Below are 26,788 nucleotides of genomic sequence, written 5' to 3' on the forward strand. Positions count from 1 at the left end.
ATGAACGAAACAGCTTTCGTGTCCCAGGCCTTCGACGCGGCTTTGGCCAGTCTCGAAAACTCCAAAGCAGAATCCATTATCCCCATCGACATCCGCGGAAGATCTTCGATCGGCGATTATATGATCGTCGCGTCTGGTCGTTCGCATCGTCATGTGACGGCTGTCGCTGACCATCTTTTGCAGGCCCTTCGTGAAATGGGCTGCAAGGATATGCGGGTCGAAGGACTCGAGGGCGGTGATTGGGTTCTCATCGATACAGGCGATATCGTCGTCCATATTTTCCGTCCGGAAATCCGTGATTTCTACAATCTGGAAAAAATCTGGATCAACGACGATTTCGAAGATCAGCGCGCATCGGGAACGGTGCACTGATTTGAGCGCATCCGAAACGTGTGAAACGGTTTTCGGATAGAGATGCGCGTTAAAAGAAAGAGTTAGAGCGCCGATCTGATCGAAATGTGCTCTAAGTCGTAAAGAGGACGTGATGCGTGTGAGTGTTATGGCCGTGGGCCGGATGAAAGCCGGCCCCGAGCGGGAGTTGGTCGAGCGCTATTTCGACCGTTTTTCCAAGGCGGGGCCGCCGCTTGGGCTTGAATTCGCCGGTGTGAGCGAAATCCCCGAAAGTCGTGGACAGACGGCTGAACTGCGCAAGGCCGAAGAAGCACAGCGCATCAATGAAGCACTGGATAATGGTGCTGCTCTTATCCTGCTCGACGAGCGCGGCAAGGCGCTCGGTTCGGAAGTTTTTGCTGAACGCATCGGCCGTATGCGTGATGATGGCAAGCGCCAGCTGATTGTCGCCATTGGCGGCCCGGATGGGCACGATCCTGCTTTGCGTTCGCGCGCCGATCTGGTTCTGGCTCTGGGAGAGCTGACATGGCCGCACCAGATAGCCCGCATATTGATTGCTGAGCAATTATATCGGGCCGCAACAATTCTTGCAGGACATCCTTATCACCGATCCTAATTATTTCATGTTCTTCCAATAGTTGATGCGCCGGGTCGGGTTTTGTAACTGCCTTGTGCATCATTTGAAGAATTGCATGTCGCTTTCATCGACGAATAAAACGCTGCCGCAGATCGCATTCGTGACTGATCGTGGCTTTCTCAAGCCAACTCTGGTGGCGATGTGGGGCGTTCTGCGCCACTTGTCTGTCCCGGGTATCATCCATTTCTGGGGTGACGGATTAAGGGACGAGGATTGGGAGGCCGTGCATCGGGTCGCTTCCAAAAACCCTGCAGTCTCGCTGAATTGCCTTGCTCTTACCCAGGATGATTTGGACGGGGCAAAAGGGCCAACGGCCTATATCTCTGCCGCATCAATGGGGCGTCTGCATATTCCGACCAGAATTTCAGGTCGTGTTCTCTATATTGATGGCGATACGCAGGTAGTGGGCGACGTCGCCCCACTTTTCGCGCTTAATCTCAATGGATGTCCGGTTGGCGCGGTGCGCGATTGCGTTGTGGCGAAATGGTCTGCCCGCAATCTCAAGGTGCGCGAAAAATGTATGCCCCGTGTCCGTGAGTTGCAGGGACTGATGCAGCAAAGCGATATATCGCGCTACTTCAATTCCGGTGTTCTTCTGCTTGATACCGATGCCATCCGCGCAGAGCCTGAACTGCACCGGGCCATGCATGATCTGGTTCGTGCTTCTGCCTGCCCGCTGGGCGATCAGGACCATCTCAACAATGTCTTTCGGGATCGCGTGCATTTGCTCAACCCGGCTTATAATTCGTCGTGGAGACAGGCCGCGAGGCAACGGCGCCACATTGCCCGACTTGGTGGCGATGCTGAAGAAAGCAAATCCGTGCCGGATATCATCGTGCATTTCCATGGTCCGGAAAAGCCATGGAAACAGCCACGCCGCGACCTCTGGAAACACCGCGCACGCGCTGTCTGGCGTTATCGGCGTGAAATGCACGAATATGTACAGAGCTATCCTGATCTGGCGCCGTGAGCGAGATTTACTGCTGGTTATTTACGAGACTGTGCGGGTCCAATTCTCATGGTAGATATTACCTCTCAGCGTAAAGCGATTACCCGTTAGCGGGTTGATAACGCTTACGCTGTCGATGGTCTGTCCGGTAACTTCCAGCCCCAATTCGTGGAGTATCATGAGGATATCGCAACGATTTCCAACCGTCGTTGAAGCGATTTTCTCGCAGATATAGGTATGAATATAACCGCGCCCCTGGCGCCAGTCGGAAGCCCCTACGCGAACTTCTGAAGTCATCTATGCAGATCCCGCTTCCATATATTCGGCCCATAATGAAACTGACGGCATATTCTGCCTAGCACTGAAATTATCGTCGGCGCTACTATGGCTAACAATTCCTTAATGCTCTGCGGCTAGTTTTGGCCTTGTTTCTTTCTGATATAGCGCGCCATGAGTCCTTTTCGCCTTTCAAAAAAGTCTTTGCTGTCTGCCTTGATGCGGGCTGGCCTTGTTGCGACTGCACTTATGTCAGGCGCAACGCTGGCTTTTGCGCAAGAAGGAATCCAGCAGCAGCGCGACAAGGCGGCAAGTGAATATGAGCAGCTCAGCACCGAACTCTCTGTATCAAGCGACAAGCTTAAACAGCTCGAAGACGAGGTAGCCAACCTTAAGAAAGATCAGGCAACGATTACGGCAGCGCTTATCCAGTCTGCAAAGACGGACAAGAAGTTGCAGCAGGATATTGCCGATAGTGCCGACAAGCTGGTTTCCTTGCGCGAGCAGGAAGACGGCATTCGCAATTCTTTGCGCGCGCGCCGAAGCGTTTTGGCAGAGGTGCTAGCTGCATTGCAGCGCATGGGTTTGAACCCGCCGCCCGCTATTCTCGTGCGGCCCGATGATGCGTTGGCATCGGTGCGCAGTGCTGTGCTGCTTGGGGCTGTTGTGCCGGAAATGCGCGAGCAGGTGGAAGAGCTGACCGGCGATCTGAAAGATATGCAGCGCGTGGTCGCCTCCATCGCTCAAGAGCAGGACAAGCTCAAGGAAACACGCACAGCACAGGCCGAAGAGCAAAAGCGTCAATCACTTCTTCTTGAAGAAAAGAAGAAGTTGCAGGCCCAATCCGAGCAGGAAATCTTATCGCAGCGCAAGCGTTCGGAAGAACTTGCTGACAGGGCAGGCAGTCTCAAAGAGCTGATTGACGGGCTGGATGAGCAGATGGCTGGTGTGCGCGATGCTGCCGAGGCTGCACGCAAAGCGGAAGCTGATCGCCTTGCAAAAGCGCAGGAAAAGGCTGGAGAAGCAACGCCTGACGAGAACCGTCTGCACGCGCAGATTGATTTTGCATCGCTGCAAGGAAAGCTTGGATTGCCTGCTGCAGGCAAGACACTCCGGCATTTTAACGAAAAAGACGGTGTCGGTGGCAACATGATGGGGCAGGTGGTTGAAACCTTGCCCGCTGCCACGATTACGTCACCTTCCGATGGCGTTGTACTATACGCAGGTACATTCAGATCTTATGGGCAGCTCTTGATCCTGGACGCTGGCGGCGGATATCATATCGTGATGGCTGGCATGGGCCGAATCGATGTGGCGCAAGGTCAGTTTGTGTTGGCGGGTGAACCTGTCGGCGCAATGGGTGAAAAACTTCTCGCAAGTGTTGCACCGATTGAGGTGGGCAATGGCGCGCCATTGCTTTACATTGAGTTTCGAAAAGATGGAAAACCCGTTGATCCGGCCCCGTGGTGGTCCGAGCGGCTTTCTGGAAGGACACAAAATGATACGTAAACTGTCGCTGCTGTTCGCCGGGGCCCTGATGGGGGCGTCAGCCATGGTGATGGTTCAGGGCGCGCCTGCCTCCACTGCTTTTGCCGCAGCGGGGAAAGATAGCGATGTCTATAAGGACCTGGCTCTCTTCGGTGATATTTTTGAGCGCGTGCGCCAGCAATATGTGACGCCGCCAGATGACAAGAAGCTGACGGAAAGCGCCATCAACGGCATGTTGACGTCGCTTGACCCGCATTCATCCTACCTCAACCCGGAAGCAGCGCAGGATATGCGCGTGCAGACCAAGGGTGAGTTCGGCGGTCTTGGTATTGAAGTCACCATGGACAACGATCTGGTTAAGGTCATTGCGCCAATCGATGATACGCCAGCCTCCAAAGCTGGTGTCCTCGCAGGCGATCTGATCAGTAAGATCGATGGTCAGGAAGTTCGTGGCCTCAGCCTCAGCGATGCGGTTGAAAAGATGCGCGGTGAAGTTGGTTCGCCAATCGAGCTGACACTTATTCGTCAGGGCGCAGACAAGCCGATCACGCTCAAGATCGACCGTGCTGTGATCAAGGTTAAGGCCGTTCGTTCTCGCGTCGAGAATGATGTCGGCTATTTGCGTGTGATTTCCTTCACCGAACAGACTTCTGATGACCTCAAGAAGGCGATCAAGGACATTCAGGAAAAGCTCCCGGGCGATAAGCTCAAGGGCTATGTGCTTGACCTGCGCCTCAACCCGGGTGGTCTGCTCGATCAGGCTGTCGCTGTTTCCGATACCTTCCTCGACAAGGGCGAAATCGTTTCGACCCGTGGTCGTGATCCGCAGGATGTGACGCGCTTCGATGCGCGCAAGGGTGATCTGGCTGATGGCAAGCCGGTGATCGTGCTCATCAATGGCGGTTCGGCCAGTGCGTCGGAAATCGTAGCAGGTGCGCTGCAGGATCATCGCCGTGCGACCGTGCTTGGCACACAGTCCTTCGGCAAGGGCTCTGTCCAGACCATTATCCCGCTTGGCGAAAACGGATCGCTGCGTCTGACGACAGCGCTCTATTACACGCCATCGGGCAAGTCGATCCAGGGCAAGGGCATCACGCCAGACATCAAGGTTGAACAGCCGCTGCCACCAGAACTGCGTGGTGAAGATGTCGTTCGTGGTGAGTCTGAACTCAAAGGCCACATCAAGGGCAATGAGGAAGACGATGCCGGTTCGGGTTCGGCCGCTTATGTGCCGCTTGAGACCAAGGATGACGTTCAGCTCAATGAAGCGCTGAAGCTTCTGCGCGGTGAAGAGGCCAATGCTGCCTTCCCACCAGATCCGAAGAAGAGCGTTCTGAACTGATCTGCCTATGAAGGCGATGGAAACATCAAACGCGGGAGTTCAGGCTCCCGCGTTTTCTTTTGTCGCAGTTCAATAACATTGAAACTGTATGTTCTGCCGCATATCAGTTGTGAAAACATTTGCGATTCACGGAGATATCATGTCGAAGCACAAAGGCCCCGTCGATCCTGAAAGCTTGCCCTATCGCCCTTGCGTGGGGTTGATGGTTCTCAACAAGGCCGGTCTTGTCTGGGCCGGGCGACGCATTGTTATTCCGGGCGACGAAATGGATGGCGCAACACAGCTCTGGCAGATGCCGCAGGGCGGTATCGATAAGGGCGAAGATCCTGCAGTTGCGTCGTTGCGCGAGCTTTACGAAGAAACCGGCATGAAGTCGGTGTCGCTGCTTGAAGAAGCGCCGAACTGGATCAATTACGATCTGCCAGCGCGTCTTGTCGGACAGGCGCTCAAGGGCAAATATCGCGGTCAGACCCAGAAATGGTTCGCCTATCGCTTTGAAGGCGATGAGAGCGAGATTGCAATCAATCCGCCGCCCGGCGGTCATACGGCAGAGTTTGAGGAATGGGCGTGGAAGCCAATGCAGGAGCTTCCTGAATTGATCGTGCCTTTCAAGCGCAAGGTCTATGAAGAGGTCGTGAGCGCTTTCCGGCATCTCGCGCCATAATTCGTCAGCCCCCTTGTCTAGCGGGGCAACATAATGTCAACTCGTCTCAGACGCGTCGCGGGCGCGTTCTGAGAGGGAGAATTGCTTATGGACGGTATGAGTCTTCTTGTATTCCTTTTCGTTGGTCTGATTGCCGGTTGGCTTGCTGGCAAGGTGGTGCAGGGTGGTGGTTTCGGCCTCATCGGCAATATCATCGTTGGCGTGATCGGTGCCTTCTTTGCGGGCTGGTTGCTGCCTCGTCTGGGCTTCTCGGTTGGCGGCGGTATTATCGCCGCGATCATCAATGCCTTCATTGGCGCGGCGATACTTCTGATTATTCTGCGGATCGTCAAACGCGTTTGATCGCGTATTTCATTTTTTGTAGTGGCCCGGTTTTTTTGAGCGCGTTTCGATCTGATTAAATCAGATCGGCGCGTCTCAATATTTGTTGTAGCGCGCATCCTTCCCGAAAACCGTTTCACACTTTTCGGGAAGGATGCGCTAAAGACCGGGCTGTTCCTTTTCAAAGTCCTGACACATGACACCGAATTCTCAGCTGTCGCTGGGGCTGGCTCTTACGGCCTCGGCAGGTTTCGTTGATGCAATTGCCTTTCTTGAACTGGGAGGCTTTTTCGCATCCTTCATGAGTGGCAACACCACGCAGCTTGGCATTGCCATCGCTGGTCAGCCCGACGTGATGGGCAACGTCGTCATATGGCTGCCGGCTGCATTGATCGCTCTGTTCTTCGTCGGCGCGTTTTTTGGCACGCTGGCGGTAAGAGCCTATCGCAAGGACGGAAGCCTCGCGGTGATGGCGAGCGTTGTGATTGTGTTGCTGCTGGTAAGTATCTTGCGCCGCGAAGGGCTTGCGCTGGTCCATCCTGTGCTGCTGCTTGCAGCCGCCATGGGCGCACAGAATGCGGCCGTGCAGCCCATCGGTTCTGCACGGCTTGGCGTGACTTACGTGACAGGCACGTTGTTCAATTCTGCCGCTGATCTTGCCGGATCATTGCGTGGCGAGGTTCCGCGCTGGCGCTGGTTGCAGCATTTCGCGGTCTGGTTCTCGCTGATGGTTGGCGCTGTCTGCGGTGGTCTGGCGCATTATTTCATTGGTCTTGATGCGCTGTTTATTCCGGCAATCATGATTGTTGTCGTGATGGTGATCTACTGGAAAGCGCGATAGAGCGGCTTGTTTTTATCGCATTTCCGAACGCAAAACCGGTTCACATTTTTGCTGGAAATGCTTTAGCTAAACAGCGATTTCTCGTTCTCGACCAGTTCCGAAATCAGCGCTGAAACGGCCGTCACGCGGCGAAGTGTGCGTGCCGATTCATGATATGTGAGCCAATAGGCACGGCGGATTGTGCGATCTGGAAAGAGCGGCACGAGATCGGGATCGGCGCGTGCGATGAATGCATGAAGAATGCCGATGCCAGCACCGGCCCGCACGGCTTCCACCTGACCCAGCGCACTCGATACTTCGAAATCCGGTTTCCAGTCACGGCTGATTTCTGCGGCGTAGGCAAGCGACGGGTTGACCACGAGGTCTTCAACATAGCCAATCAGTCTGTGGCCACTCAGTTCTTCAGTCGTTTGCGGCGTGCCATGCTCTTCGAGATAGCTGCGATGGGCATAAAGACCGAGCGTATAATCCACCAGCCTTCGGGCAATCAGCCTGCCTTGCTCGGGGCGTTCCACAGTGATGGCGATATCCGCCTCGCGCCGTGACAACGAAAACGAGCGCGGCACCGGCACCAGCTGAATAGTCAGGTCTGGGTATTGCTGTGTGAGCCGTGCCAGTCTGGGGGCGAGAAAATTCACGCCAAAACCATCAGGGGCGCCGATACGCACCGTGCCGGACACAGCAACATCGGCATTGCCAACCTGCGCACGGGCTGAAAGCATTTCCGCTTCCATACGTTCAGCCGCCAGAAGAAACTCTTCACCCGCCTGCGTCAGTGTCGAGCCATTGGTGCGGCGTGTCAGAAGTGTTGTCGAGAGTGCGGCTTCAAGCGCTGTCAGGCGACGTGCCACCGTGGTGTGGTTGATGCCTAATCTTTTGGCCGCTCCCAGAATTTGCCCCGAACGCGCAACGGCCAGAAATATCCGAATATCATCCCAGTTCATGGCATTGTATCTCCGCACGATACCGAAAGCGGCTTCACATCTTTTGGCATCATGCGATTTTGTACTATAAAAAATGCACAACGGATACGCTTTTCAGTGACTTGCAATCATGAATTTGCAGAGTCAGGATAGGCGTTAGGATGGTAGCTCTTTTGCTGCCTGAAGGGATAACCACAAGCATAAGCAACGGGAGGCGTTTTCATGCGCAATGTAGGACATTTCATTGGCGGCAAGCATGTAGCCGGCAAAAGCGGTCGTACGGCTGATATTTTTCAGCCGCTTGACGGCACGGTTCAGGGCACTGTGGCACTCGCCACGAAAGATGAAGTACGTGCAGCGGTCGAAAACGCCAAGGCGGCTCAGCCAGCATGGGCTGCAACCAACCCGCAGCGCCGCGTTCGCATTCTGCGCAAGTTCCTTGAACTCGTCGAAGCTGAATATGACAGCCTTGCAGAACTGCTGGCCCGCGAGCACGGCAAGACGATTGCTGACGCCAAAGGCGACATTCAGCGTGGTCTGGAAGTCGTGGAAGTCTGCCTCGGCTCGGCGCATATGCTGAAGGGCGAATTCACCGACAATGCAGGTACGGGCATCGACACCTATTCGATGCGTCAGCCGCTTGGTGTTGTTGCCGGTATCACGCCGTTCAACTTCCCTGCCATGATCCCGCTCTGGAAAGCTGGCCCGGCGATTGCCTGCGGCAATGCCTTCGTGCTGAAGCCATCTGAACGCGATCCGGGCGTGCCGATGCGTCTGGCCGAACTGTTCATGGAAGCAGGTCTTCCGGCTGGCATTTTCAACGTCGTCAACGGCGACAAGGATGCGGTTGATGCGCTGCTCGATGATAAGGACGTGCAGGCAATCGGCTTTGTCGGCTCGACACCCATTGCACAATATATCTATGGTCGCGGCTGCTCGAACGGCAAGCGTGTCCAGTGCTTTGGCGGCGCCAAGAACCACATGCTGATCATGCCTGATGCCGATATGGATCAGACCGTGGATGCGCTGATTGGTGCTGGTTACGGTTCGGCGGGCGAACGCTGCATGGCGATCTCGGTTGCTGTTCCGGTTGGTGAAGATACCGCAAACCGTCTGATGGAAAAGCTGATCCCACGCGTTGAATCCCTGAAGATTGGCCCGTCGACTGATAATTCGGCCGATTATGGCCCGGTTGTCACCAAGGCCGCTCTCGACCGCATTCGTGGCTATGTCGATCTTGGTGTCGAGGAAGGTGCAAAGCTCGTCGTTGATGGCCGTGGCTTCAAGATGCAGGGCTATGAAAACGGCTTCTATATGGGTGGCTGTCTGTTCGACAATGTCACGTCAGATATGCGCATCTATAAGGAAGAAATCTTCGGTCCGGTCCTCTCGGTTGTTCGCGCCAAGAACTACGAAGAAGCCCTCGCACTGCCGAATGAGCATGAATATGGCAATGGCGTTGCTATCTTCACCCGTGACGGTGATGCAGCCCGCGATTTTGCCAGCCGCGTTCAGGTCGGCATGGTCGGTATCAATGTGCCAATTCCGGTTCCGATTGCTTACTACACCTTTGGTGGCTGGAAGGCTTCGGGCTTCGGCGATCTCAACCAGCACGGCCCGGATGCATTCCGCTTCTACACCAAGACCAAGACAGTCACCTCGCGCTGGCCGTCTGGCGTTAAGGATGGTGCGGAATTCGTTATCCCAACGATGAAGTAACGCCAGACGCTTCTTTATGTTGCGTGTCCTCGCCTTGCTGCGGGCACGCGGCATGGCGTTAAGGATGGTGCGGAATTCGTTATCCCAACGATGAAGTAACGCCAGACGCTTCTTCATGTTGCGTGTCCTCGCTCCGCTTTGGGTGCGTGACGTCAAATACCTCCCGCCAAGTGAGAAACCCCGCCCCACGGTGCCCCCGCCATGAGGCGGGGTTTTCTTTTTCAATGCGTTGACAGGGAGGGAACGGAGTTTCCATCTCTCCGTTTAAAACAAGCATGAAGATTTCCATGCGGTCGTTTGAAGGTCTGTGCGATTGATCTATGTTGCAGGCGTAGTCATCAGCCCGAGTTTTGCAGGAGTGCCACATGAGCGGAAAAATCAACCACCGTATCGTCCTTGCATCGCGTCCCGATGGACGGCCCACGGCAGAGAATTTTCGGCTTGATGAGGCCGCGATCCCGCAGCCGGGCGAGGGCGAAGTTCTGCTGAAAATCCGCTATCTCTCGCTCGATCCTTATATGCGCGGGCGAATGAGTGCGGCCAAATCCTATGCGGCACCCGTTGATATCGGTGCTGTCATGGAAGGGGGAACAGTCGGTGAAGTGGTGGAAAGTAAAAGCGCGGGCTTTCTTCCCGGCGATTTTGTTCTCTCGCATTCCGGCTGGCAGAGCTATGCGGTTGCCGATGCTTCCACGTTGCGCAAGCTCGATCCCCAGCAGGTGCCTGTCACGACGGCGCTCGGTGTCATGGGAATGCCGGGCTTCACCGCCTATTCCGGCTTGCTGACAATCGGCCAGCCCAAAGCGGGCGAAACAGTTGTGGTAGCCGCCGCGACTGGCCCGGTTGGTTCTGCGGTTGGGCAGATTGCCAAGCTTAAAGGTGCGCGGGCGGTCGGTATTGCGGGCGGGGCGGACAAATGCAAAGCGCTGATCGACGAGTTTGGGTTTGATGTAGCCCTCGATCATCGCTCGGATAATTTCGCGCAGGAACTGGCTTTAGCCTGCCCAAAGGGCATTGATGTGTACTTCGAGAATGTGGGTGGCAAGGTGTTTGACGCCGTTCTGCCGCTGCTCAACCAGTTTGCGAGAGTGCCTGTCTGTGGGCTGATCGCGCAATATAATCAGAGTGGTGCTTTTGACGGGCCGGATCGGTTGCCGTTGCTTATGCGCGATATTCTGACAAAAAGCCTGACTATTCGCGGATTCATTCAACGTGATTTTGCCGATCAGCGCCCGGCCTTTTATCATGAAATGGCAAAATGGATTGCTGACGGCCATGTGCGTTATCGCGAGGATATCGTTGAGGGGCTTGAGAATGCTCCCAAGGCTTTCATTTCCATGCTGGAAGGTGGCAATTTCGGTAAGCTCATCGTGAAACTAGGCTGATCAGACAATATTCTGCTTGCAGAACTGCAATCCGGGCGTGATGCTGTGTCCTGTCCCGGTTCGGGTCTCCGGGAAACGAGTCTTTTCTTGAGGGCAGGCAGATTATGGGTGAGCGCCATCAGGCGGGCATAGGCGAGGGCGGCAGTCCGGGGCGCGAGCGTCAGGACGAGGCTCAACGCATTCTTGAACGACTGGAGCGGGAGCAGACCGGCCCCGAGGGCATTGTGCGTCGTGGGCTTTCCCGCACTGCAAGCCATCTTGCTGCCAATGATGCACCGGAGAACGATCCTATCGAACTCTGGGCCACCCGCATCGGACGCGGACTTGGACTCATCATCACGCTGGCGATTATCGTCTGGCTCATTTCTTATCTCATGCAAAGCCAGGTTTAACATGACGCTTTCTGCGGCTTCGGACGCGACAACCGTTATTGTCATCTCGAGCCATGTCGTGCGCGGTTCTGTCGGAAACCGTGCCGCCGTATTCGCTCTGGAAACGCTCGGGTTTCCCGTTTGGGCCGTGCCGACGGTGGTATTGCCATGGCATCCGGGCCATGGTCCTGCAGGGCGTATTGTGCCGCCCGCGCAGGAATTTTCAACACTGATGCAGGATCTTGAGCGCGCGCCATGGCTTGGCGAAGTGGGCGCTATCCTCACCGGCTATCTGGGCAACCCTGAACAGGCGAAAGCCGTGGCGGGACTGGTTAAAAAGGTGAAGGAGCGCAATCCCAACGCGCTTTACCTTTGCGATCCGGTGATTGGCGATCAGAAAGGTCTTTACGTGCCGGAGGCGACAGCGATTGGTATCCGCGATCACCTGATGCCGCTTGCCGATATTGCAACGCCCAATCGTTTTGAGCTGTCATGGCTGACGGGGGTTGAGCTTGAGGACAACAAGGCATTGATGGAAGCAGCACTTGATACGGGGCCAGCAACCATGTTGGTGACATCTGCATTTCCATTGATGGCGGGCAGCATCGGCAATATTCTGCTCACACCAACCCTTGCGCTGATGGCGGAACATCGTTGTGTCGATGGGCCGACCAATGGCCTTGGCGATCTGACATCAGCGGTGTTTCTGGCGCGCAGGCTTGCTGGCTTTTCAGAAGAAAAGGCGCTGCAAAGAACGACGGCGGCAGTATTCGAGATCATGGCCCGTTCAGCGAAACGGGGTGCCGATGAGCTGATGCTTGAAGCGGACGCCTCAAGCCTCGCAACGCCGATGGCGATGGTCCAAACCCGACGATTGGTGCATCCAACCAAGGGATTGCGTGCATAAGAGTTGGATTATAGCATTTCCGAGCCAAAAGTGGGAACCGGTTTTGCGTCGGATAATGCGTAAAAACAAATAGTTACAGCGGTTCCAACGATTCAGTCTTAACTGGAACCGCTGTAAGTGGCAACGGGTCGCAAGTTGCGGCCTCACGTTTTTGATTGCTCTGCGTTTTCGATAGGGATAATGGAAAGTCATGGCTGATATTCCAGATACACTCCTCGCCGGTTACCAAACCTTTATGAGCGAGCATTTCGCGTCTGAAACGGCACGTTATAAGGAACTCGCTGAAAAAGGTCAGGCACCAGAAACTCTGGTCATTGCCTGCTGCGATTCCCGCGCCGCTCCGGAAACAATTTTCAACGCGGCACCGGGCGAAATCTTCGTATTGCGCAATGTTGCCAATCTTATTCCACCTTATGAGCCGGATGGTGAATTCCATGCGGCTTCTGCGGCACTCGAATTTGCAGTGCAGAGCCTCAAGGTGAAGAATATTGTTGTCATGGGCCATGGCCGATGCGGCGGTATTAAAGCAGCGCTTGATACGCAAAGCGCGCCGCTTTCACCAAGCGACTTTATCGGTAAGTGGATGAGCCTGATTGCGCCAGCGGCAGAAACCGTCAGCGGCAACCAGCTGATGACACCGACCGAACGTCAGACCGCGCTGGAGCGTATTTCGATCCGCTACTCGATCAACAATCTGCGCACATTCCCATGTGTCGATATTCTTGAGAAGAAGGGCAAGCTCACCCTTTATGGTGCATGGTTCGATATTTCGACCGGCGAGCTTTGGGTGATGGATCAGCAGACAGGTGACTTCAAAAGACCTGAAGGTTCGGTGATAGAAGCACCGGAAACAGCAGCATAAGACGAAAAAAGCCCCGAATTTCGGGGGCTTTTCTCTGTTCATTTTATGGCGAAACAATGTTCTCGCTTCGCCATAAGTATGATTATTCGTCGATTGCCTTGCCCATGACGGCAATAGCGCGCTGGTAGACCTGTGCAGCATTCCAGCCCTGGATTGCGCCATAATTGGCTTCACCCGGCTGGTAGCCAGCACCACGACGCCAGCCGTGGCCGACGAGGAAGTTGGCGGTCGAATATAGTGCGTCAGCCTTCGAGCGGGCCATGTCGATATGACCGCTGCCATCACCATCCACGCCATATTTCAGGACGTTGACTGGCAGGAACTGCGTCTGGCCGATTTCGCCGTGCATTGCGCCGACTGCGTTTGGATCAAGATCCTCACGGTCAATGAGCTTGAGTGCTGCGTAGAGCTGTTCGGTGAAGTAATCGCTGCGGCGGCAGTCATAGGCCAGCGTTGCAACTGCGGAAAGCGTATGCTGCTTGCCCAGATATGCGCCGAAGCCGGTTTCCATGCCCCAGATCGCGATCAGCGGGCCAGCTGGAACGCCATAACGCTTTTCGATATTGGCGAAGAGCGCTGCATTCTGCTTCTTGATCGATTTGCCGCGCTGGATGATCGTGTTTGCGCCGCGCTTCTGCATGAACTGCTCGAAGGAGAGCTTGAAGCTCTTCTGATTGCGGTCAGCATTGATAGTGGCCTGAGCGTATTTGGTTTTGCCCAGCGCATCAAGCGCACGCTTGCCGACGCCGCGGCCTGGTGCTTCCTTCAACGTCTGCTGAAGCCAGGCACTATAGCCGGCGGCATTGTTGCCGCACTGGGCTGCCTCGGCAACACCTGCACCCGTCATCATACCCACTGCAAGAACTGCTGCTGCGGTCCAAGACCGGCCCTTGGCAACCAATGCCATTCGTTTCTCCTTCGGAGTTGATTCTACCTCGGCGCGAATTTGCCATTCTTTACACCGAATGTCATGCTGCAATGAGACGGAAGGCCTGCAACGCAGCGGCGCGCTTATAGTCCTTTTTCCACGTATTCTTCAAGTTTTGGTAAATCGGGGCGATATGTCGTGGTTTAAGAGGCAGATTACCGGTTACAAAGCGCCGTTTCCCGCCTTTTGCTTGACATTGCAGGCTCAAGCCCCTAAAGCCACACCCAATCTATCCGCGATCTTCAGAACGCGAGCCACCGACCGGGACCCATTTGGTATAAAGAGATCCCGGAGGTCCACATCCGACAGCGCGATGCGCCCTCGGGTGCTGTATCGCTTTGGTTGCTTCTTGAACTGGTCTGATCAAAGAACGATGTATCCCTGACGAAGCCTTACGCCTCCTCTCGGATTAAAAGGAAACTCGATGTTTGAATCACTTCAGGAGCGTCTTGGCTCCATTCTGAACGGCCTTACCGGACGCGGCGCTCTTTCTGAAAGCGACGTGACGGCTGCGCTGCGTGAAGTGCGTCGTGCGCTTATTGAAGCCGACGTTTCGCTGGAAGTGGTTCGCTCGTTTACCGATCGCGTTCGTGAGAAGGCAGTCGGCGCAGAAATTCTGAAAAGCATCAAGCCCGGCCAGATGGTCGTTAAGATCGTCCATGACGAACTTATCGAAATGCTCGGCACTGAAGGCGTTTCGATTGACCTCAACGCACCGGCACCTGTCGTCATTATGATGGTGGGTCTGCAGGGCTCAGGTAAGACGACGACAACCGGTAAGATCTCCAAGCGTCTGACCGAACGTCAGCGCAAGAAGGTGCTTATGGCGTCGCTCGATACGCGTCGTCCGGCAGCACAGGAACAGCTTCGCCAGCTTGGCATCCAGACCTCTGTCGATACATTGCCAGTCATCGCTGGCCAGTCGCCGGTTGAAATCGCCAAGCGCGCCGTTCAGGCTGCAAAGCTCGGCGGTCATGATGTGGTTATCCTCGATACTGCTGGTCGTACGCATATCGACGAGCCGCTGATGGTGGAAATGGCGGATATCCGCAAGGCCGCCAATCCGCATGAAATCCTGCTCGTTGCTGACAGCCTCACCGGTCAGGACGCCGTTAATCTCGCGCGCAATTTTGATGAACGCGTGGGTATTACCGGTATCGTTCTCACCCGTATGGATGGCGATGGTCGTGGCGGTGCAGCCCTTTCGATGCGCGCCATCACCGGCAAGCCGATCAAGCTGATCGCCACCGGCGAAAAAATGGATGCGCTTGAGGAGTTCTATCCAAAGCGTATTGCCGACCGAATTCTGGGCATGGGCGACATTGTTTCGCTCGTCGAAAAGGCTGCCGAAAACATCGACGCGGAAAAAGCCGCTGCGATGGCCAAGAAGATGCAGTCAGGCAAGTTCGATCTCAACGATCTTGCTGACCAGCTGGGCCAGATGAAAAAGCTCGGTGGTATGGGCAGTATCATGGGCATGATGCCCGGCATGGGTGGAATGAAGGACAAGGCTGCAGCAGCCGGTCTTGACGATAAGGTATTTGATCGTCAGCTCGCCATCATCGGCTCGATGACCAAGGCTGAGCGCGCCAATCCCGACCTTCTCAAGCACAGCCGCAAGCAGCGCATTGCCAAGGGTTCCGGCACCAATGCTGCCGACATCAACAAGCTTCTCAAGATGCACCGTCAGATGGCCGACATGATGAAAGTCATGGGCAAGGGCAAGGGCGGAATGATGAAGCAGATGATGGGCGGCCTTGCCAACAAGATGGGCCTTGGTGGTATGGGCGGTATGCCTGATCTATCCAAAATGGACCCAAAGCAGCTTGAAGCGCTTGCCAAACAGGCAGAAGCAGCTGGTCTCACCAAGGGTGGTGGTCTGCCGGGGCTTCCCGGTGGTGGTCTGCCCGGTTTAGGTGGACCTAAGCTTCCAGGTCTTGGCGGCGGTCTTCCCGGTTTGCCGAAGAAGAAGTGAGTAAGATGGCTGACGAACAGAACACTGTACCTGCTGAACTTCTCGCACTGCGTGCGTCCATCGATAACATCGATGCAGCACTGATCCACATGCTTGCGGAGCGCTTTCGCTGCACCAAGGCTGTGGGTGTCCTGAAAGCTGAGCGCGGCCTTGCTGCTGCTGACCCGGCGCGTGAGAAGCGTCAGGTCGAGCGCCTTCGTGGTCTCGCAGTTGATGCCCATCTCGATCCCGATTTTGCCGAAAAATTCCTGAACTTCATCGTGAAGGAAGTCATTCGGCACCATGAGCATGCCGCTGCCAATCACAGCGGAAACTGAACACCGTAAAAGCGGTTCAACCGATTGCCCGTCAGGGCAGAACTATTGTCTAAAGGAAAGAAAAAATGGCTCTTAAGATCCGTCTCGCCCGCGCTGGCTCCAAGAAGCGTCCTTACTACCACGTTGTTGTTGCTGACGCTCGCAGCCCACGCGACGGCCGTTTCATCGAAACCGTTGGTGCATGGAACCCAATGCTTGCTAAAGACGCTGAACGCGTAAAGCTCGACGCTGACCGCATCCAGCATTGGATTGCACAGGGCGCACAGCCAACCGATCGCGTTCTTCGCTTCCTCGATCAGGCCGGTCTTGCAAAGCGTGAAGAACGCAGCAACCTGACCAAGGGTCTGCCAGGTAAGAAGGCTCAGGAGCGTCTCGCTCTTGCCAAGCAGGCTGAAGAAGATGCAGCTGCAAAGGCTGCAGCTGAAGCAGAAGCCGCTGCTGCCGCAGCAGCTGCTCCAGCTGAAGAAGCTGCAAGCGAATAATCTTTCGCACATTGCGAATGGAAAAAGCGGCGGAGCAATCCGCCGCTTTTTTATGTTCTGATTAAAGGTCTGCCTGATTTTATTTCAGATCCATTTCCCAGGTCTGTCCGATCAGATCAACGCCGAACGAATGGTGCGGTGCTTCATCGATCAGCTTAAATCCGGCTCGCTCATAGAGACGCCGGGCTGTGGTCAAAACGCTATTCGTCCATAAGGTGAGTTGATCGTCACCGACTGCGCGGGCGCGTTCAATACAAGCATTTACCAGCTTCGCCCCGACACCTGTTCCGCGTGCTTCCTGCTCGACATATAGCAAACGCAGTTTGCCAAGTTTTGGCCGGTCTCCACGCACCAGAAAGACCGAGCCAATGATGCGACCATCGAGTTCAGCCACCCAGGCTCCATCATGTGTTGGGTCAAAGGATTCAATGTAGTCGGCAAGAATACGGGCGACGAGTGCTTCATACTCGTGGTTCCAGCCATATTCTTTGCTGTAAAGCACAGCTTGCCTATGGATGATCCAGCCGAGGTCGCCAGCCTGCAAGTCTCGTAGCTTCGCTTCCGGACGGTGATCCTCATCAAATATGCGCATGATGGTGCCTGCGGCAGCCATCAGATTGGTGCGCTGGTCCGGAAGCAGTTCGTCGAGTAGCCCACCGACAGCCTTGCAGGTGTTGCTTTCGAGTGCCGAATAGGCTTTTCGCCCTGCGTCGGTCAGTTCAATCGGACGGCTACGGCCACCATCGGGATGCTGCGATGTTTCCAGCAAGCCACGTTCAGCAAATCGTTTCAGCGTTCTGCTGAGCTGACCACGATCAAGCTCGAGAACGCGCATGACGTCTGCGGCAGTCGGCATGGCCCGATGTGCGATCTCGTAGAGAATGCGCGCTTCAGTGAGCGTGAACGGACTTTTGTCGAGATGGGCGTTGAGCAGGCCTAAGCGACGCGTATAGACGCGGTTGAAAGCGCGCAGCTTGCTAATATCGTCCCGATTTTGATTGAGTGTCATACCCGCATCTGCCTTTGCACGTCGCCTGTTATGTTGACTCTATCAATATACTGAATGTTGATAGAGTCAACATGATAGAAGAGCGTCAGTTTGTTTCGTCCAGGACGATGCTCCGATCATCTTGGCAAACGGGCTGGACGATGCGAGAAATTGCTTTATCTTATTGATTTGACGGCTCGCATTTTCGTGAACACGCATATGCGGGCAACCATGATTGTCTCTGGCGCTGCGAAGGCGCCTTTTTCAGGAGAACACTATGTCGGCTGTGACCGCTATCCGTTCTTTCTCGTTCCCAGCATCGGTTCGCCGTATTTTCATTGCTCTGGGTCTTGTGATGCTTGTGCCGCTGCTTTCGGCTTGCGGTTTCAACACCATTCCCACCAATGAGGAAAAAGCCAAGGCTGCGTGGAGCGAAGTGCAGAACCAGTATCAGCGCCGTGCCGATCTCGTTCCCAACCTGGTTGAGACTGTGAAGGGCTATGCTGCCCACGAAAAAGAAACTCTGCAGGCTGTCATCGACGCGCGTGCCAAGGCAACGCAGGTGCAGATCACGCCCGAGACGCTCAATAATCCAGAGCTCTTCAAGCAGTTTCAGGACAATCAGGCCAACCTCACCAGTGCGCTTTCGCGCTTGATGGTGGTGGTGGAGCGTTATCCGGACCTCAAGGCCAACCAGAACTTCCTTGCACTGCAGTCGCAGCTTGAAGGCACGGAAAACCGCATTGCCGTAGCACGCCGCGATTATATCGAAGCGGTCCGCGTCTATAATACGGCGATCCGCACCATGCCGACGATGATCTGGACATGGATCTGGTATCGTGATGCCGTGCCAATGCAGACATTCACTGCAGATGCTGCAAGCCAGTCGGCGCCCCAGGTCAACTTCAACAACTGATCGGGCGTTCCGTGGCAGCGTTGCTTCCCTTTCGTGAGGCGGTCGTTCGTGGCCTGAATGGGCCACGACTGCTTGCGGCTTTTCTGTTTTTTCTGTTTGCGAGTTTTGTTGCGGTTGGCGCGAATGCGCAGGATGCAGCACAGCCGGCACAGGTGCTGACGGGACGTGTCGTTGATGCGGCGGGGATCATTGATCCGGCTGAGCGGCAGCAGCTCACCCAGAAACTCGCGGATTTTGAAGCAAAGTCATCCGATCAGGTGGTCGTGGTGACTGTTCCAAGCCTCAATGGCGAGGACATTGAAAGCTATTCCAATCGCTTGTTCCGTGCCTGGGCGCTTGGTCAGAAGCAGGAAAACAACGGTATTCTGCTGGTTGTGGCACCCAATGATCGCAAGGTGCGTATCGAGGTCGGTTACGGGCTTGAAGGCACGATGACGGATGCGCTTTCGAGCGTCATCATCAATGGCACGATCATTCCGGAATTCCGCACCGGCAATTATTCAAACGGTATCGTGCAGGGTGTCGATGGCATTCTGTCTGTGCTGTCCGGCGATGCTGCCGAACTTGAAGCGCGTGCCAAGCGGAATGTTCAGACGAGTTCCGGTTCCGATGACATCGATTGGGTTTTCGTCGTTTTCATTACCTTCTGGGCCCTGATCTTCTTCGGCGGCTTCGGCATGGCAATCCTGACACCGATTTTTGGCCAAAAGATCGGTCCGGGAAAATATCGCTGGCTTGGCATGGTGATGGATTTTAATTCCCGTGGCGGTTCCGGCGGCGGCGGTGGCTTTTCCGGCGGTGGTGGCGGATGGTCATCGGGCAGCAGCGGTGGCGGCGGGTTTTCTGGCGGCGGTGGTTCGTCGGGTGGCGGCGGCGCTTCGGGTAGCTGGTAGGGGAGAATTCTGTGCGAGGCAAAAACCTTATCAGCGATCAGGATCACAAGCGCATTGCCGAGGCGATCCGTGCTGCTGAAACCAATACGAGCGGTGAAATCTACGCGGTTCTGGCACGCACCAGCGATGATTATTTCTTTGCGGCGGGTTTTGTTGCGACCTGCGGCATCCTTATCGCATCGGTGATTGCAGCGTTTCTTGCGCATTGGTACTGGTTTGATATTCGCCTGCCGATGTTCGGTTTGGCCGTGCTGGCTTCATTCATCACAGCGATGCTGGTTCTGCGGTTTTTGCCGTCAATCCGTCTTCTGCTGGTGCCGCGCCGCATTCGCTACAAGCGCGCGCATCTCAATGCGCTACAGCAGTTTCTGGCGCGCAATGTCCACATCACTGAACACCGCACCGGTATTCTGCTGTTTGTTTCCATGGCTGAACATTATGCGGAGGTGATTGCCGATGCAGGCATTCATGCTCGGGTCGAGCAGGAAGAATGGAACGGCATTGTTGCCACACTGACGCATCATGCTTCGCGTGCGGAAGTGGCCGAAGGTTTCGTGCTGGCAATTGGTCAGGCGGGGGCTTTGTTGGAAAATCATTTCCCCGCGGGCGAGCACAATATCAATGAACTGGACGACCATCTGATCGAGCTTTGATCGGTTGAATTGCGCGGCAGATTCGCCGCTCATTTGTGGCGAAATTTAGCTTTTATGACGCTTACGTAAAGCTCGCATGACCATTTCCGGAAAGCCAAACGGCATATTTCGAAATTTCCCGAAGGGTTTTCGAAGTTTTGTTCCAAATTAAATGGATTAGATGCGAGTTTTCTGGCTTTCACGGAAATATTTGGTTGTTTTCAACGATTTGTCATCGAAACGGGTGCCTAATCTGCTAGTTTGGCGCGCATTGCCATCATGACAGGAGTATCCGACGTGACTGCAAAGCAGGATCGGTCGAGCAAAGTTAAAGGTTCCAAGGCAAGCAAGGAGGAGAAGAAGGGAGGACAGTCGAAGGCGCTCATCGCCTTTTCGCAGCTTCTCTTCGAATGGGCACCGCCCGAAGATCTTGCGGCTTACGATGCTGCAGCGCTCGATAAATCTGCCCAGTACGGCTATGAAGCGCTTGAATCTTATCGCAAGGGCAAGAGCATCATCAGCGTCGATAACAGCATCGAACGCCATGGCCGCCCCGTCAGCGTAATTACCATCGTCAACGACAACATGCCGTTCCTGCTCGACTCGATCATGGGTGAGTTGAACGATCATGTCAGCCAGATTTTCATGGTTGTTCACCCGGTTCTCGATATCGAGCGGGAAAAGGACGGCCTTACAATTCTGGGCGAAGCTTCGCAGCTCGCACCCGCCAAGGGCGTTGAGCGCGTCAGCCTTGTGCAGATCCATCTGCCAGCCCTCGACAAGCAGGCCAAAGCCGATTTGACCGCCGCTATCAAACGCGTGCTTGGACAGGTTCGCGCTGCTGTCAGCGACTGGAAACCGATGCTGAGGCGCCTTGATGACGCCATCGCTGATTATAAGCGCGTTCAGGAACTGACGCTTGATCCAGCCATGCCGGAGGCAATCGCTTTCCTCGAATGGTTGCGTGATGATCGCTTCATTTTCCTCGGAATGCGCGAGCTGACCTTCAAGGGCAAGGGCGAAAAGCGTGAGCTGGTTCCGGTCAAGGAAACACTCGGCATCCTCAATGACAGCGAAGTCCGCGTTCTGCGCAAGGACGACGATGACACGGTTACGCCGCGCGAGGTTACAGAGTTCCTCGATAGCAGCGAACCGCTGATCGTCACCAAGGCCAATTCGCTATCACTGGTGCATCGCCGCTCTTACCTCGACTATGTTGGCGTGAAGATTTTTGGGCCGAATGGCGACGCGATTGGCGAGCTGCGTCTCGTTGGTCTGTTCACATCTGTTGCCTATATCAGCTCGGTTGCCGGTATTCCGTTCATCCGTTCCAAGGCTGATACGGTTATCAAGCACCTTGGCTTCAACCGTGAAGACCATTCCGGAAAGGCGCTTGTGAATGTGCTGGAAGAATATCCGCGTGATGAACTTTTCCAGATCGATGCGGAAAGCCTCACAGCCAATGCCGAACTGATCCTGGCTCTTGGCGAGCGCCCACGCGTTCGTGCAATCCCGCGTCTTGACCGCTTTGGCCGCTTTGCCACCGTGCTGGTCTATATCCCGCGTGACCGTTACGACTCTGTCGTGCGTGAGAAGATTGGTCGTTATCTTGTCGAGATTTATAGCGGCGACAGCTTCGAATTCCATCCAGTCTTCCTGCAGAATGGTCTGACGCGCGTTCAGTTCGTCATCCGTCGTCATGAACGTTCCACGCCGCATGTGGATCGCGATGCGCTGGAAGAAGAAGTGCGTTCGATCGTTCGCACATGGGAAGACGCTGTGCGTGAAAGCTCGGATAGCGCAGACGCAAAGACCATCGCTTTGGCTTCGAGCTTCCCGCAATCCTATCGCGAAATCTTCACGGCTCCGGAAGCGCTGGTCGATGCAGAACGCATTGCTGGCCTGAGTGCAGAAGCCCCGCTTTTCGTGGACTTCTATCGTTATCGCACCGATGGTCCGGATGCGGTTTCGCTCAAGCTCTACCATCATGGCGCGCCGGTTGTGCTGTCACAGCGCGTTCCGCTTCTTGAAAACATGGGCTTCCGCGTTGTTAGCGAGCAGACCATCGATCTGCCGCAAGCAGGCAAAGATGGTGCTGCCGTTTACGTGCATGACATGCAGCTCGTGAACGCCTATGGCGCGCCGGTTGATCTGTCCGATGATGGTGAGATGCTGGAAGATGTGTTCCGCAATGTCTGGGACGCTCTCGCTGACAATGACGGTTATAACGCTCTGGTGCAGACCGCACGCCTGAGCGCACGCCAGATCATGATCCTGCGTTCTTATGGTCGCTATCTGCAACAGGCAGGTATTGCCTATTCGCAAGGTTTCATTGCCGCAGCACTCAACCGCTATCCGGAAATCGCCAGTGATCTTTATTCGCTGTTTGATCTGCGCTTCAACCCATCGGCCAAGCGTCGCGACGCTGCTGAAAAGAAGCTGGTCGACGGTATCGAAACGGCACTTCTCGGCGTTCCAAGCATCGATGATGACCAGATTCTGCGTCGTTTCCGCAACCTGATCGAAGCAACGTTGCGTACCAATGCCTATCAGCCGGATGCTGAAGGCAAGCCACGCGTGACATTCGCGTTCAAGCTTAATCCACGGCTTGTCGAAGGTCTGCCTGATCCGCGTCCGTATCGCGAGATTTTCGTCTATGGCCCGGAAGTGGAAGGCGTACACCTACGCTTTGGCGCTGTAGCGCGTGGCGGTCTGCGCTGGTCGGATCGCGCACAGGATTATCGCACAGAAGTCCTGGGTCTCGTGAAAGCACAGCAGGTCAAGAATGCGGTGATTGTGCCGGTTGGTGCCAAGGGCGGCTTCTATCCGAAACGTCTGCCGGTCGGCGGCGATCGCAATGCCGTGTTTGAAGCCGGTCGAGATGCCTATAAGGTCTTCATTTCCACGCTTCTGTCGGTCACTGACAATATTCATGACAATGATGTTGTGCCGCCTGCGGAAGTGGTGCGTCACGACAATGACGATCCGTATTTCGTTGTTGCTGCCGATAAGGGCACTGCAACCTTCTCCGATACGGCAAATGCGATCAGCCAGGCACATGACTTCTGGCTCGATGATGCTTTCGCATCGGGCGGTTCCGCCGGTTACGATCACAAAGGTATGGCGATCACCGCGCGTGGTGCATGGGAAGCCGTGAAGCGGCATTTCCGTGAGTTCGACAAGGATATCCAGACCGAGCCGTTCACGGTTGCAGGTGTTGGCGATATGTCGGGCGACGTGTTCGGTAACGGTATGCTCCTGTCGGAGCAGATCAAGCTGGTTGCAGCCTTCGACCACCGCGATATCTTCATTGATCCAAGCCCTGTTCCAGCTGACGGCTTTGCAGAGCGCAAACGTCTGTTCGAACTGCCGCGTTCGAGCTGGCAGGATTACGATCGCTCTAAAATCTCGTCGGGCGGTGGCGTTTATAGCCGCAGTCAGAAGACGATTACGCTGTCGGCAGAAGCGGCAAAGGCTATTGGCCTTGGCAAAACCACTGCTTCGCCGCAGGAAATTATGACGGCGATCCTGAAGGCGGAAGTTGATCTTCTGTGGTTCGGCGGTATCGGTACCTATATCCGAGCCGGTGCTGAAACGGATGCGCAGGTTGGTGATCGTGCCAATGATGCAATCCGTATCACAGGCTCGGAAGTTCGGGCGAAGGTTGTCGGCGAGGGGGCAAATCTCGGTGTCACGCAGCGCGGACGCATCGAATATGCACTGACTGGTGGCCGCAGCAATACCGATGCCATCGACAACTCTGCAGGCGTCAACTGCTCCGACGTTGAGGTCAACATCAAGATTGCATTGGCTGCTGCCATGCGTTCGGGCAAGCTCAAGCGTCCTGCACGCGACAAGCTGCTGGTGAGCATGACCGACGATGTGTCGGAACTGGTGCTGCGCAACAATTATCTGCAGCCGCTCGCACTTTCATTGAGCGAACGTCAGGGCCTCACGGAGCTGCCTTATCAGGCTCGCTTCATGGCCGAGCTTGAAGCGCGCAAGCTGCTGGATCGCAAGGTCGAGTATCTGCCATCGGACGCAGTGCTTAATGATCGTCAGAAATCAGGACAGCCGCTGACGCGTCCGGAACTCGCGGTTCTGCTCGCCTATGCCAAGCTGTCACTGTCGGATGATCTGGTGGCAAGCAGGCTTCCAGACGAGCCGTATTTCGAGCAGCTGTTGTTTGGTTACTTCCCGAAGCGTATGGTGAAAACCTATGCTGACGAAATTTCCAATCACCGCCTGAAGCGTGAAATCGTCGCTACTTTGCTGGCTAACGATATCATCAATCGTGGCGGCATCACCTTCATCAGCCGTTTGGCCGATACGACAGGCAAGTCGCCTGCCGATATCGTCCGCGCTTATGTGGCGGTGCGCGATGGCTTTGAGATCAATGCGATCTATGACGCTATCGATGCGCTCGATAACAAGGTGGCGGGCGATGTGCAGAACCAGTTCTATCATCTCGTTGGCGAGATGCTGCTTGCGACGACCGCCTGGGTTCTGCGCAACGACACCACGCGTGCAAATCTGACAGAACTGGTGAACACCATCACCACGGCCCGCTCGGCTCTTGAGCCACGCTTCGATAGTCTGATGCCGGACTACTTGATTGATGCAGTGCAGGCCGACAAGGCGACCTTTGTTGAAAAGGGTGCGCCTGAGAAGCTTGCTCAGCGTCTGGCCAATCTGCAGCTTGCAGGCATCATGCCGGACATCGCATTGATCGCCCATCTGGCTTCTGCCGATCTGGTTGCAACCGCCAAGGCTTATTTCGGTGTATCGGAAGCCTTCCGCATTGGTCGTATCGAAGAAGCAGCACGCACGATTCCAGTCACCGACTATTATGACGGTCTGGCACTATCGCGTGCGAGCGATACGATCACGCAGGCAGCGCGTGGCATCACGATTGCAGCACTGAAAAAGCACGGCAAGGACAAGGATCCGGCGGCGGCATGGTTTGCAGAAGATGCAGCGCGCATCGACCAGATCAGAAACCGTATGGTTGCTCTGACCGAAGGCGGCGATCTCACCGTTTCGCGTCTGGCTGTTGCCGCAGGGCTGATGTCTGATTTAACCCAGTAAGGGTTCGACAACTCTGATTTAAAGGGGCGACTTAGGTCGCCCTTTTTTGTTTATTGTCGGTGGTGATACCGCAGTATAAGGTCTGGCTTATTTATGACCGAATAGCTTTTTAACACCGGGGGCGAGGAGCAATTTGTTGAGCGATCAACCTTTAAGCGCGGGAGGTTATGCCTCGCGACGCGGCGTATGGGGCTGGATATTTTTCGACTGGGCGGCACAGCCGTTTTTTACAGTTGTGATCACGTTTATCTTTGGTCCTTACTTCATTTCACGCATGGCCGAGACTGCAGAAGCCGGGCAGATCGCCTGGGGTTACGGTTTTGCTGCCGCAGGCTTCGCTATCGCAATTCTTTCTCCCATTCTCGGTTCGATTGCCGATCAGACAGGGTCTCGCAAGCCGTGGATCGGGTTCTTTGCCGTACTAAAGATCGTCAGTCTGATGACGCTCTGGTTGGCAGTGCCTGGCGCTAACCTGTTCTGGGTTCTGCTTGCCTTCAGCATTGCAATGGTTTCGGCAGAGTTTTCCATCGTCTTCAACGATTCAATGATGCCGCGTCTGGTGCCGCGCGAAGAGATTGGACGCGTTTCCAATCTGGCCTGGGGCCTCGGCTATCTCGGTGGCATGATCGTTTTGATCTTTGTGGTCTTTTGCCTCGCGGCTTCACCTGAAACCGGCAAAACGATTATCGGTATGAAACCCTTGTTCGGGCTTGATCCTGTGCAAGGGGAAGATGCCCGTATAACCGGGCCGATCTCCGCGCTCTGGTATCTGATATTTATTCTGCCGATGTTTCTTTTTACGCCTGATCAGGCGCGCGGAAAGCCCTTGCGACAGGCGCTGGGCAAAGGTCTGTCTGAGCTCAAAGCGACATTAAGTGAGGTTCGTAAACGCCCCGGGATCGCACGATTTCTCATCGCGCGGATGGTCTATCAGGATGGCGTTAATGCAATCATTGCACTGGGTGCAGGCTATGCCGCCTCCATGTTTCAGTGGTCGATCACTGAGATCGGCCTGTTCGGCATGATCACCAATGTCATGGCGATTTTCAGCTGCCTTGTTGCAAGCCGCATGGATACGCGTTTTGGCTCCAAAGTCATTGTTATGATTTCACTGTGGCTTTTGTTGCTGGCGTCCGTTGGGATTGTATCGACAGGGCGCGATTATCTGATGTTCGGCATCATGCCACTGGAATATTTGCCGGCTCAAGGTTTGTTCGCGACCCCTGCGGAACATGCCTTCCTGGTTTACGGCGTCATGCTGGGCGCTGCCTTCGGCCCTGTGCAGGCGTCCTCCCGGTCGTGGTTTGCCCGCAGCATCAGGCCTGAAGAATCAGGCCGTTATTTCGGTATCTATGCCTTGGCAGGGCGGGCAACGAGCTTTGTCGGCCCCTTCCTCGTGGCAACAATGACCGCGATCACGCATTCAGCCGCAATAGGGATGTCGGTGCTGGTGCTCTTCTTTGCGATTGGCATTCTGCTTGCCGCAAGAACACCTTATCCAGCGGATCGATAAGGAAAGTCAGCGCGCATCCC

General features: G+C 55.2%; 25 protein-coding genes. 21 read left to right on the forward strand and 4 right to left on the reverse strand.

Translation table 11 applies throughout. The annotated features are described in order from the left end of the window. From rsfS to ABWV94_RS18085, 3 genes are all read left to right on the forward strand, one after another. Positions 1-372: a ribosome silencing factor gene (rsfS, locus tag ABWV94_RS18075; protein ID WP_007876933.1), complete on the forward strand. Its 372-nt coding sequence runs from the start codon at positions 1-3 to the stop codon at positions 370-372. A 112-nt stretch (positions 373-484) separates the two neighbouring features. Further along, positions 485-967, forward strand: coding sequence for a 23S rRNA (pseudouridine(1915)-N(3))-methyltransferase RlmH (gene rlmH, locus ABWV94_RS18080; RefSeq protein ID WP_007876931.1), 483 nt, complete (start codon positions 485-487; stop codon positions 965-967). Between the two features lie 76 nt (positions 968-1,043). Continuing rightward, positions 1,044-1,958: a glycosyltransferase family 8 protein gene (locus ABWV94_RS18085; protein ID WP_084479816.1), complete on the forward strand. Its 915-nt coding sequence runs from the start codon at positions 1,044-1,046 to the stop codon at positions 1,956-1,958. A 21-nt stretch (positions 1,959-1,979) separates the two neighbouring features. Here ABWV94_RS18085 and ABWV94_RS18090 read toward each other — a convergent pair whose 3' ends face one another. Then, a complete protein-coding gene (locus ABWV94_RS18090; RefSeq protein WP_113500013.1) occupies positions 1,980-2,234 on the reverse strand; it encodes a hypothetical protein in 255 nt (84 codons plus the stop codon). A gap of 228 nt (positions 2,235-2,462) precedes the next feature. On the opposite strand from ABWV94_RS18090, the gene ABWV94_RS18095 reads away from it, so the two are divergent. The 5 genes from ABWV94_RS18095 to ABWV94_RS18115 all read left to right on the forward strand — a co-directional run bounded on the left by ABWV94_RS18095 (position 2,463) and on the right by ABWV94_RS18115 (position 6,869). Continuing rightward, complete coding sequence (locus ABWV94_RS18095; protein WP_408913749.1) at positions 2,463-3,722, forward strand: murein hydrolase activator EnvC family protein; 1,260 nt, start codon at positions 2,463-2,465, stop codon at positions 3,720-3,722. Next, the gene (locus ABWV94_RS18100) at positions 3,712-5,043 is read left to right on the forward strand and encodes a S41 family peptidase (RefSeq protein WP_007876924.1); all 1,332 of its coding nucleotides are present in this window, start codon (positions 3,712-3,714) and stop codon (positions 5,041-5,043) included. Before ABWV94_RS18095 ends, ABWV94_RS18100 begins: the two co-directional genes overlap by 11 nt. Before the next feature lie 139 nt (positions 5,044-5,182). Further along, complete coding sequence (locus ABWV94_RS18105) at positions 5,183-5,707, forward strand: RNA pyrophosphohydrolase (RefSeq protein ID WP_064321117.1); 525 nt, start codon at positions 5,183-5,185, stop codon at positions 5,705-5,707. Between the two features lie 87 nt (positions 5,708-5,794). Then, positions 5,795-6,049 carry a GlsB/YeaQ/YmgE family stress response membrane protein gene (locus tag ABWV94_RS18110; protein WP_007876912.1) on the forward strand — a complete coding sequence of 85 codons (255 nt, stop codon included), beginning with the start codon at positions 5,795-5,797 and terminating at the stop codon, positions 6,047-6,049. Between the two features lie 175 nt (positions 6,050-6,224). After that, positions 6,225-6,869 carry a YoaK family protein gene (locus tag ABWV94_RS18115; RefSeq protein WP_007876910.1) on the forward strand — a complete coding sequence of 215 codons (645 nt, stop codon included), beginning with the start codon at positions 6,225-6,227 and terminating at the stop codon, positions 6,867-6,869. A gap of 62 nt (positions 6,870-6,931) precedes the next feature. On the opposite strand, the gene ABWV94_RS18120 is transcribed toward ABWV94_RS18115, so the two are convergent. Beyond that, positions 6,932-7,813 carry a LysR family transcriptional regulator gene (locus tag ABWV94_RS18120; RefSeq protein ID WP_007876908.1) on the reverse strand — a complete coding sequence of 294 codons (882 nt, stop codon included), beginning with the start codon at positions 7,811-7,813 and terminating at the stop codon, positions 6,932-6,934. A 201-nt stretch (positions 7,814-8,014) separates the two neighbouring features. On the opposite strand from ABWV94_RS18120, the gene ABWV94_RS18125 reads away from it, so the two are divergent. The 5 genes from ABWV94_RS18125 (at position 8,015) to ABWV94_RS18145 (ending at position 13,036) form a co-directional block, all read left to right on the forward strand. Then, the gene (locus ABWV94_RS18125) at positions 8,015-9,511 is read left to right on the forward strand and encodes a CoA-acylating methylmalonate-semialdehyde dehydrogenase (RefSeq protein WP_064321115.1); all 1,497 of its coding nucleotides are present in this window, start codon (positions 8,015-8,017) and stop codon (positions 9,509-9,511) included. A gap of 365 nt (positions 9,512-9,876) precedes the next feature. Beyond that, positions 9,877-10,896, forward strand: a complete 1,020-nt coding sequence (gene curA, locus ABWV94_RS18130; RefSeq protein ID WP_079212332.1) for an NADPH-dependent curcumin/dihydrocurcumin reductase — start codon at positions 9,877-9,879, stop codon at positions 10,894-10,896. A gap of 104 nt (positions 10,897-11,000) precedes the next feature. Next, complete coding sequence (locus ABWV94_RS18135) at positions 11,001-11,288, forward strand: hypothetical protein (protein WP_064321112.1); 288 nt, start codon at positions 11,001-11,003, stop codon at positions 11,286-11,288. A 1-nt stretch (position 11,289) separates the two neighbouring features. Further along, positions 11,290-12,174, forward strand: a complete 885-nt coding sequence (gene pdxY / locus ABWV94_RS18140; protein ID WP_353414871.1) for a pyridoxal kinase PdxY — start codon at positions 11,290-11,292, stop codon at positions 12,172-12,174. A 190-nt stretch (positions 12,175-12,364) separates the two neighbouring features. Then, positions 12,365-13,036, forward strand: coding sequence for a carbonic anhydrase (locus ABWV94_RS18145; RefSeq protein ID WP_079212330.1), 672 nt, complete (start codon positions 12,365-12,367; stop codon positions 13,034-13,036). Between the two features lie 82 nt (positions 13,037-13,118). Here ABWV94_RS18145 and ABWV94_RS18150 read toward each other — a convergent pair whose 3' ends face one another. Beyond that, a complete protein-coding gene (locus ABWV94_RS18150; RefSeq protein ID WP_007876893.1) occupies positions 13,119-13,943 on the reverse strand; it encodes a lytic murein transglycosylase in 825 nt (274 codons plus the stop codon). A gap of 445 nt (positions 13,944-14,388) precedes the next feature. Here ABWV94_RS18150 and ffh point away from each other — a divergent pair, with 445 nt between their 5' ends. From ffh to rpsP, 3 genes are all read left to right on the forward strand, one after another. Further along, the gene (ffh, locus tag ABWV94_RS18155; RefSeq protein ID WP_113499959.1) at positions 14,389-15,939 is read left to right on the forward strand and encodes a signal recognition particle protein; all 1,551 of its coding nucleotides are present in this window, start codon (positions 14,389-14,391) and stop codon (positions 15,937-15,939) included. 5 nt (positions 15,940-15,944) lie between these two features. Further along, entirely contained in the window at positions 15,945-16,256 is a 312-nt protein-coding gene (locus ABWV94_RS18160; protein ID WP_007876888.1) for a chorismate mutase, read from the forward strand. 65 nt (positions 16,257-16,321) lie between these two features. Further along, positions 16,322-16,738: a 30S ribosomal protein S16 gene (gene rpsP / locus ABWV94_RS18165; RefSeq protein WP_064321108.1), complete on the forward strand. Its 417-nt coding sequence runs from the start codon at positions 16,322-16,324 to the stop codon at positions 16,736-16,738. 79 nt (positions 16,739-16,817) lie between these two features. On the opposite strand, the gene ABWV94_RS18170 is transcribed toward rpsP, so the two are convergent. Next, positions 16,818-17,747, reverse strand: coding sequence for a bifunctional helix-turn-helix transcriptional regulator/GNAT family N-acetyltransferase (locus ABWV94_RS18170; protein ID WP_113499957.1), 930 nt, complete (start codon positions 17,745-17,747; stop codon positions 16,818-16,820). Between the two features lie 256 nt (positions 17,748-18,003). Between ABWV94_RS18170 and ABWV94_RS18175 the strand changes: the two genes are divergently transcribed. From ABWV94_RS18175 to ABWV94_RS18195, 5 genes are all read left to right on the forward strand, one after another. Then, a complete protein-coding gene (locus ABWV94_RS18175) occupies positions 18,004-18,642 on the forward strand; it encodes a LemA family protein (protein ID WP_064321106.1) in 639 nt (212 codons plus the stop codon). 83 nt (positions 18,643-18,725) lie between these two features. Further along, positions 18,726-19,535 carry a TPM domain-containing protein gene (locus ABWV94_RS18180; RefSeq protein ID WP_085982974.1) on the forward strand — a complete coding sequence of 270 codons (810 nt, stop codon included), beginning with the start codon at positions 18,726-18,728 and terminating at the stop codon, positions 19,533-19,535. Positions 19,536-19,546: 11 nt separating this feature from the next. Continuing rightward, positions 19,547-20,188, forward strand: a complete 642-nt coding sequence (locus ABWV94_RS18185) for a TPM domain-containing protein (protein ID WP_079212324.1) — start codon at positions 19,547-19,549, stop codon at positions 20,186-20,188. 276 nt (positions 20,189-20,464) lie between these two features. Next, positions 20,465-25,255 carry an NAD-glutamate dehydrogenase gene (locus tag ABWV94_RS18190; RefSeq protein ID WP_064321104.1) on the forward strand — a complete coding sequence of 1,597 codons (4,791 nt, stop codon included), beginning with the start codon at positions 20,465-20,467 and terminating at the stop codon, positions 25,253-25,255. Positions 25,256-25,391: 136 nt separating this feature from the next. Continuing rightward, positions 25,392-26,768, forward strand: coding sequence for an MFS transporter (locus ABWV94_RS18195; RefSeq protein WP_353414875.1), 1,377 nt, complete (start codon positions 25,392-25,394; stop codon positions 26,766-26,768). The last annotated feature ends 20 nt before the right edge of the window (positions 26,769-26,788 follow it).

The organism is Brucella sp. NBRC 12953 (genome assembly GCF_040369775.1).
Classification (GTDB): domain Bacteria; phylum Pseudomonadota; class Alphaproteobacteria; order Rhizobiales; family Rhizobiaceae; genus Brucella; species Brucella pseudogrignonensis.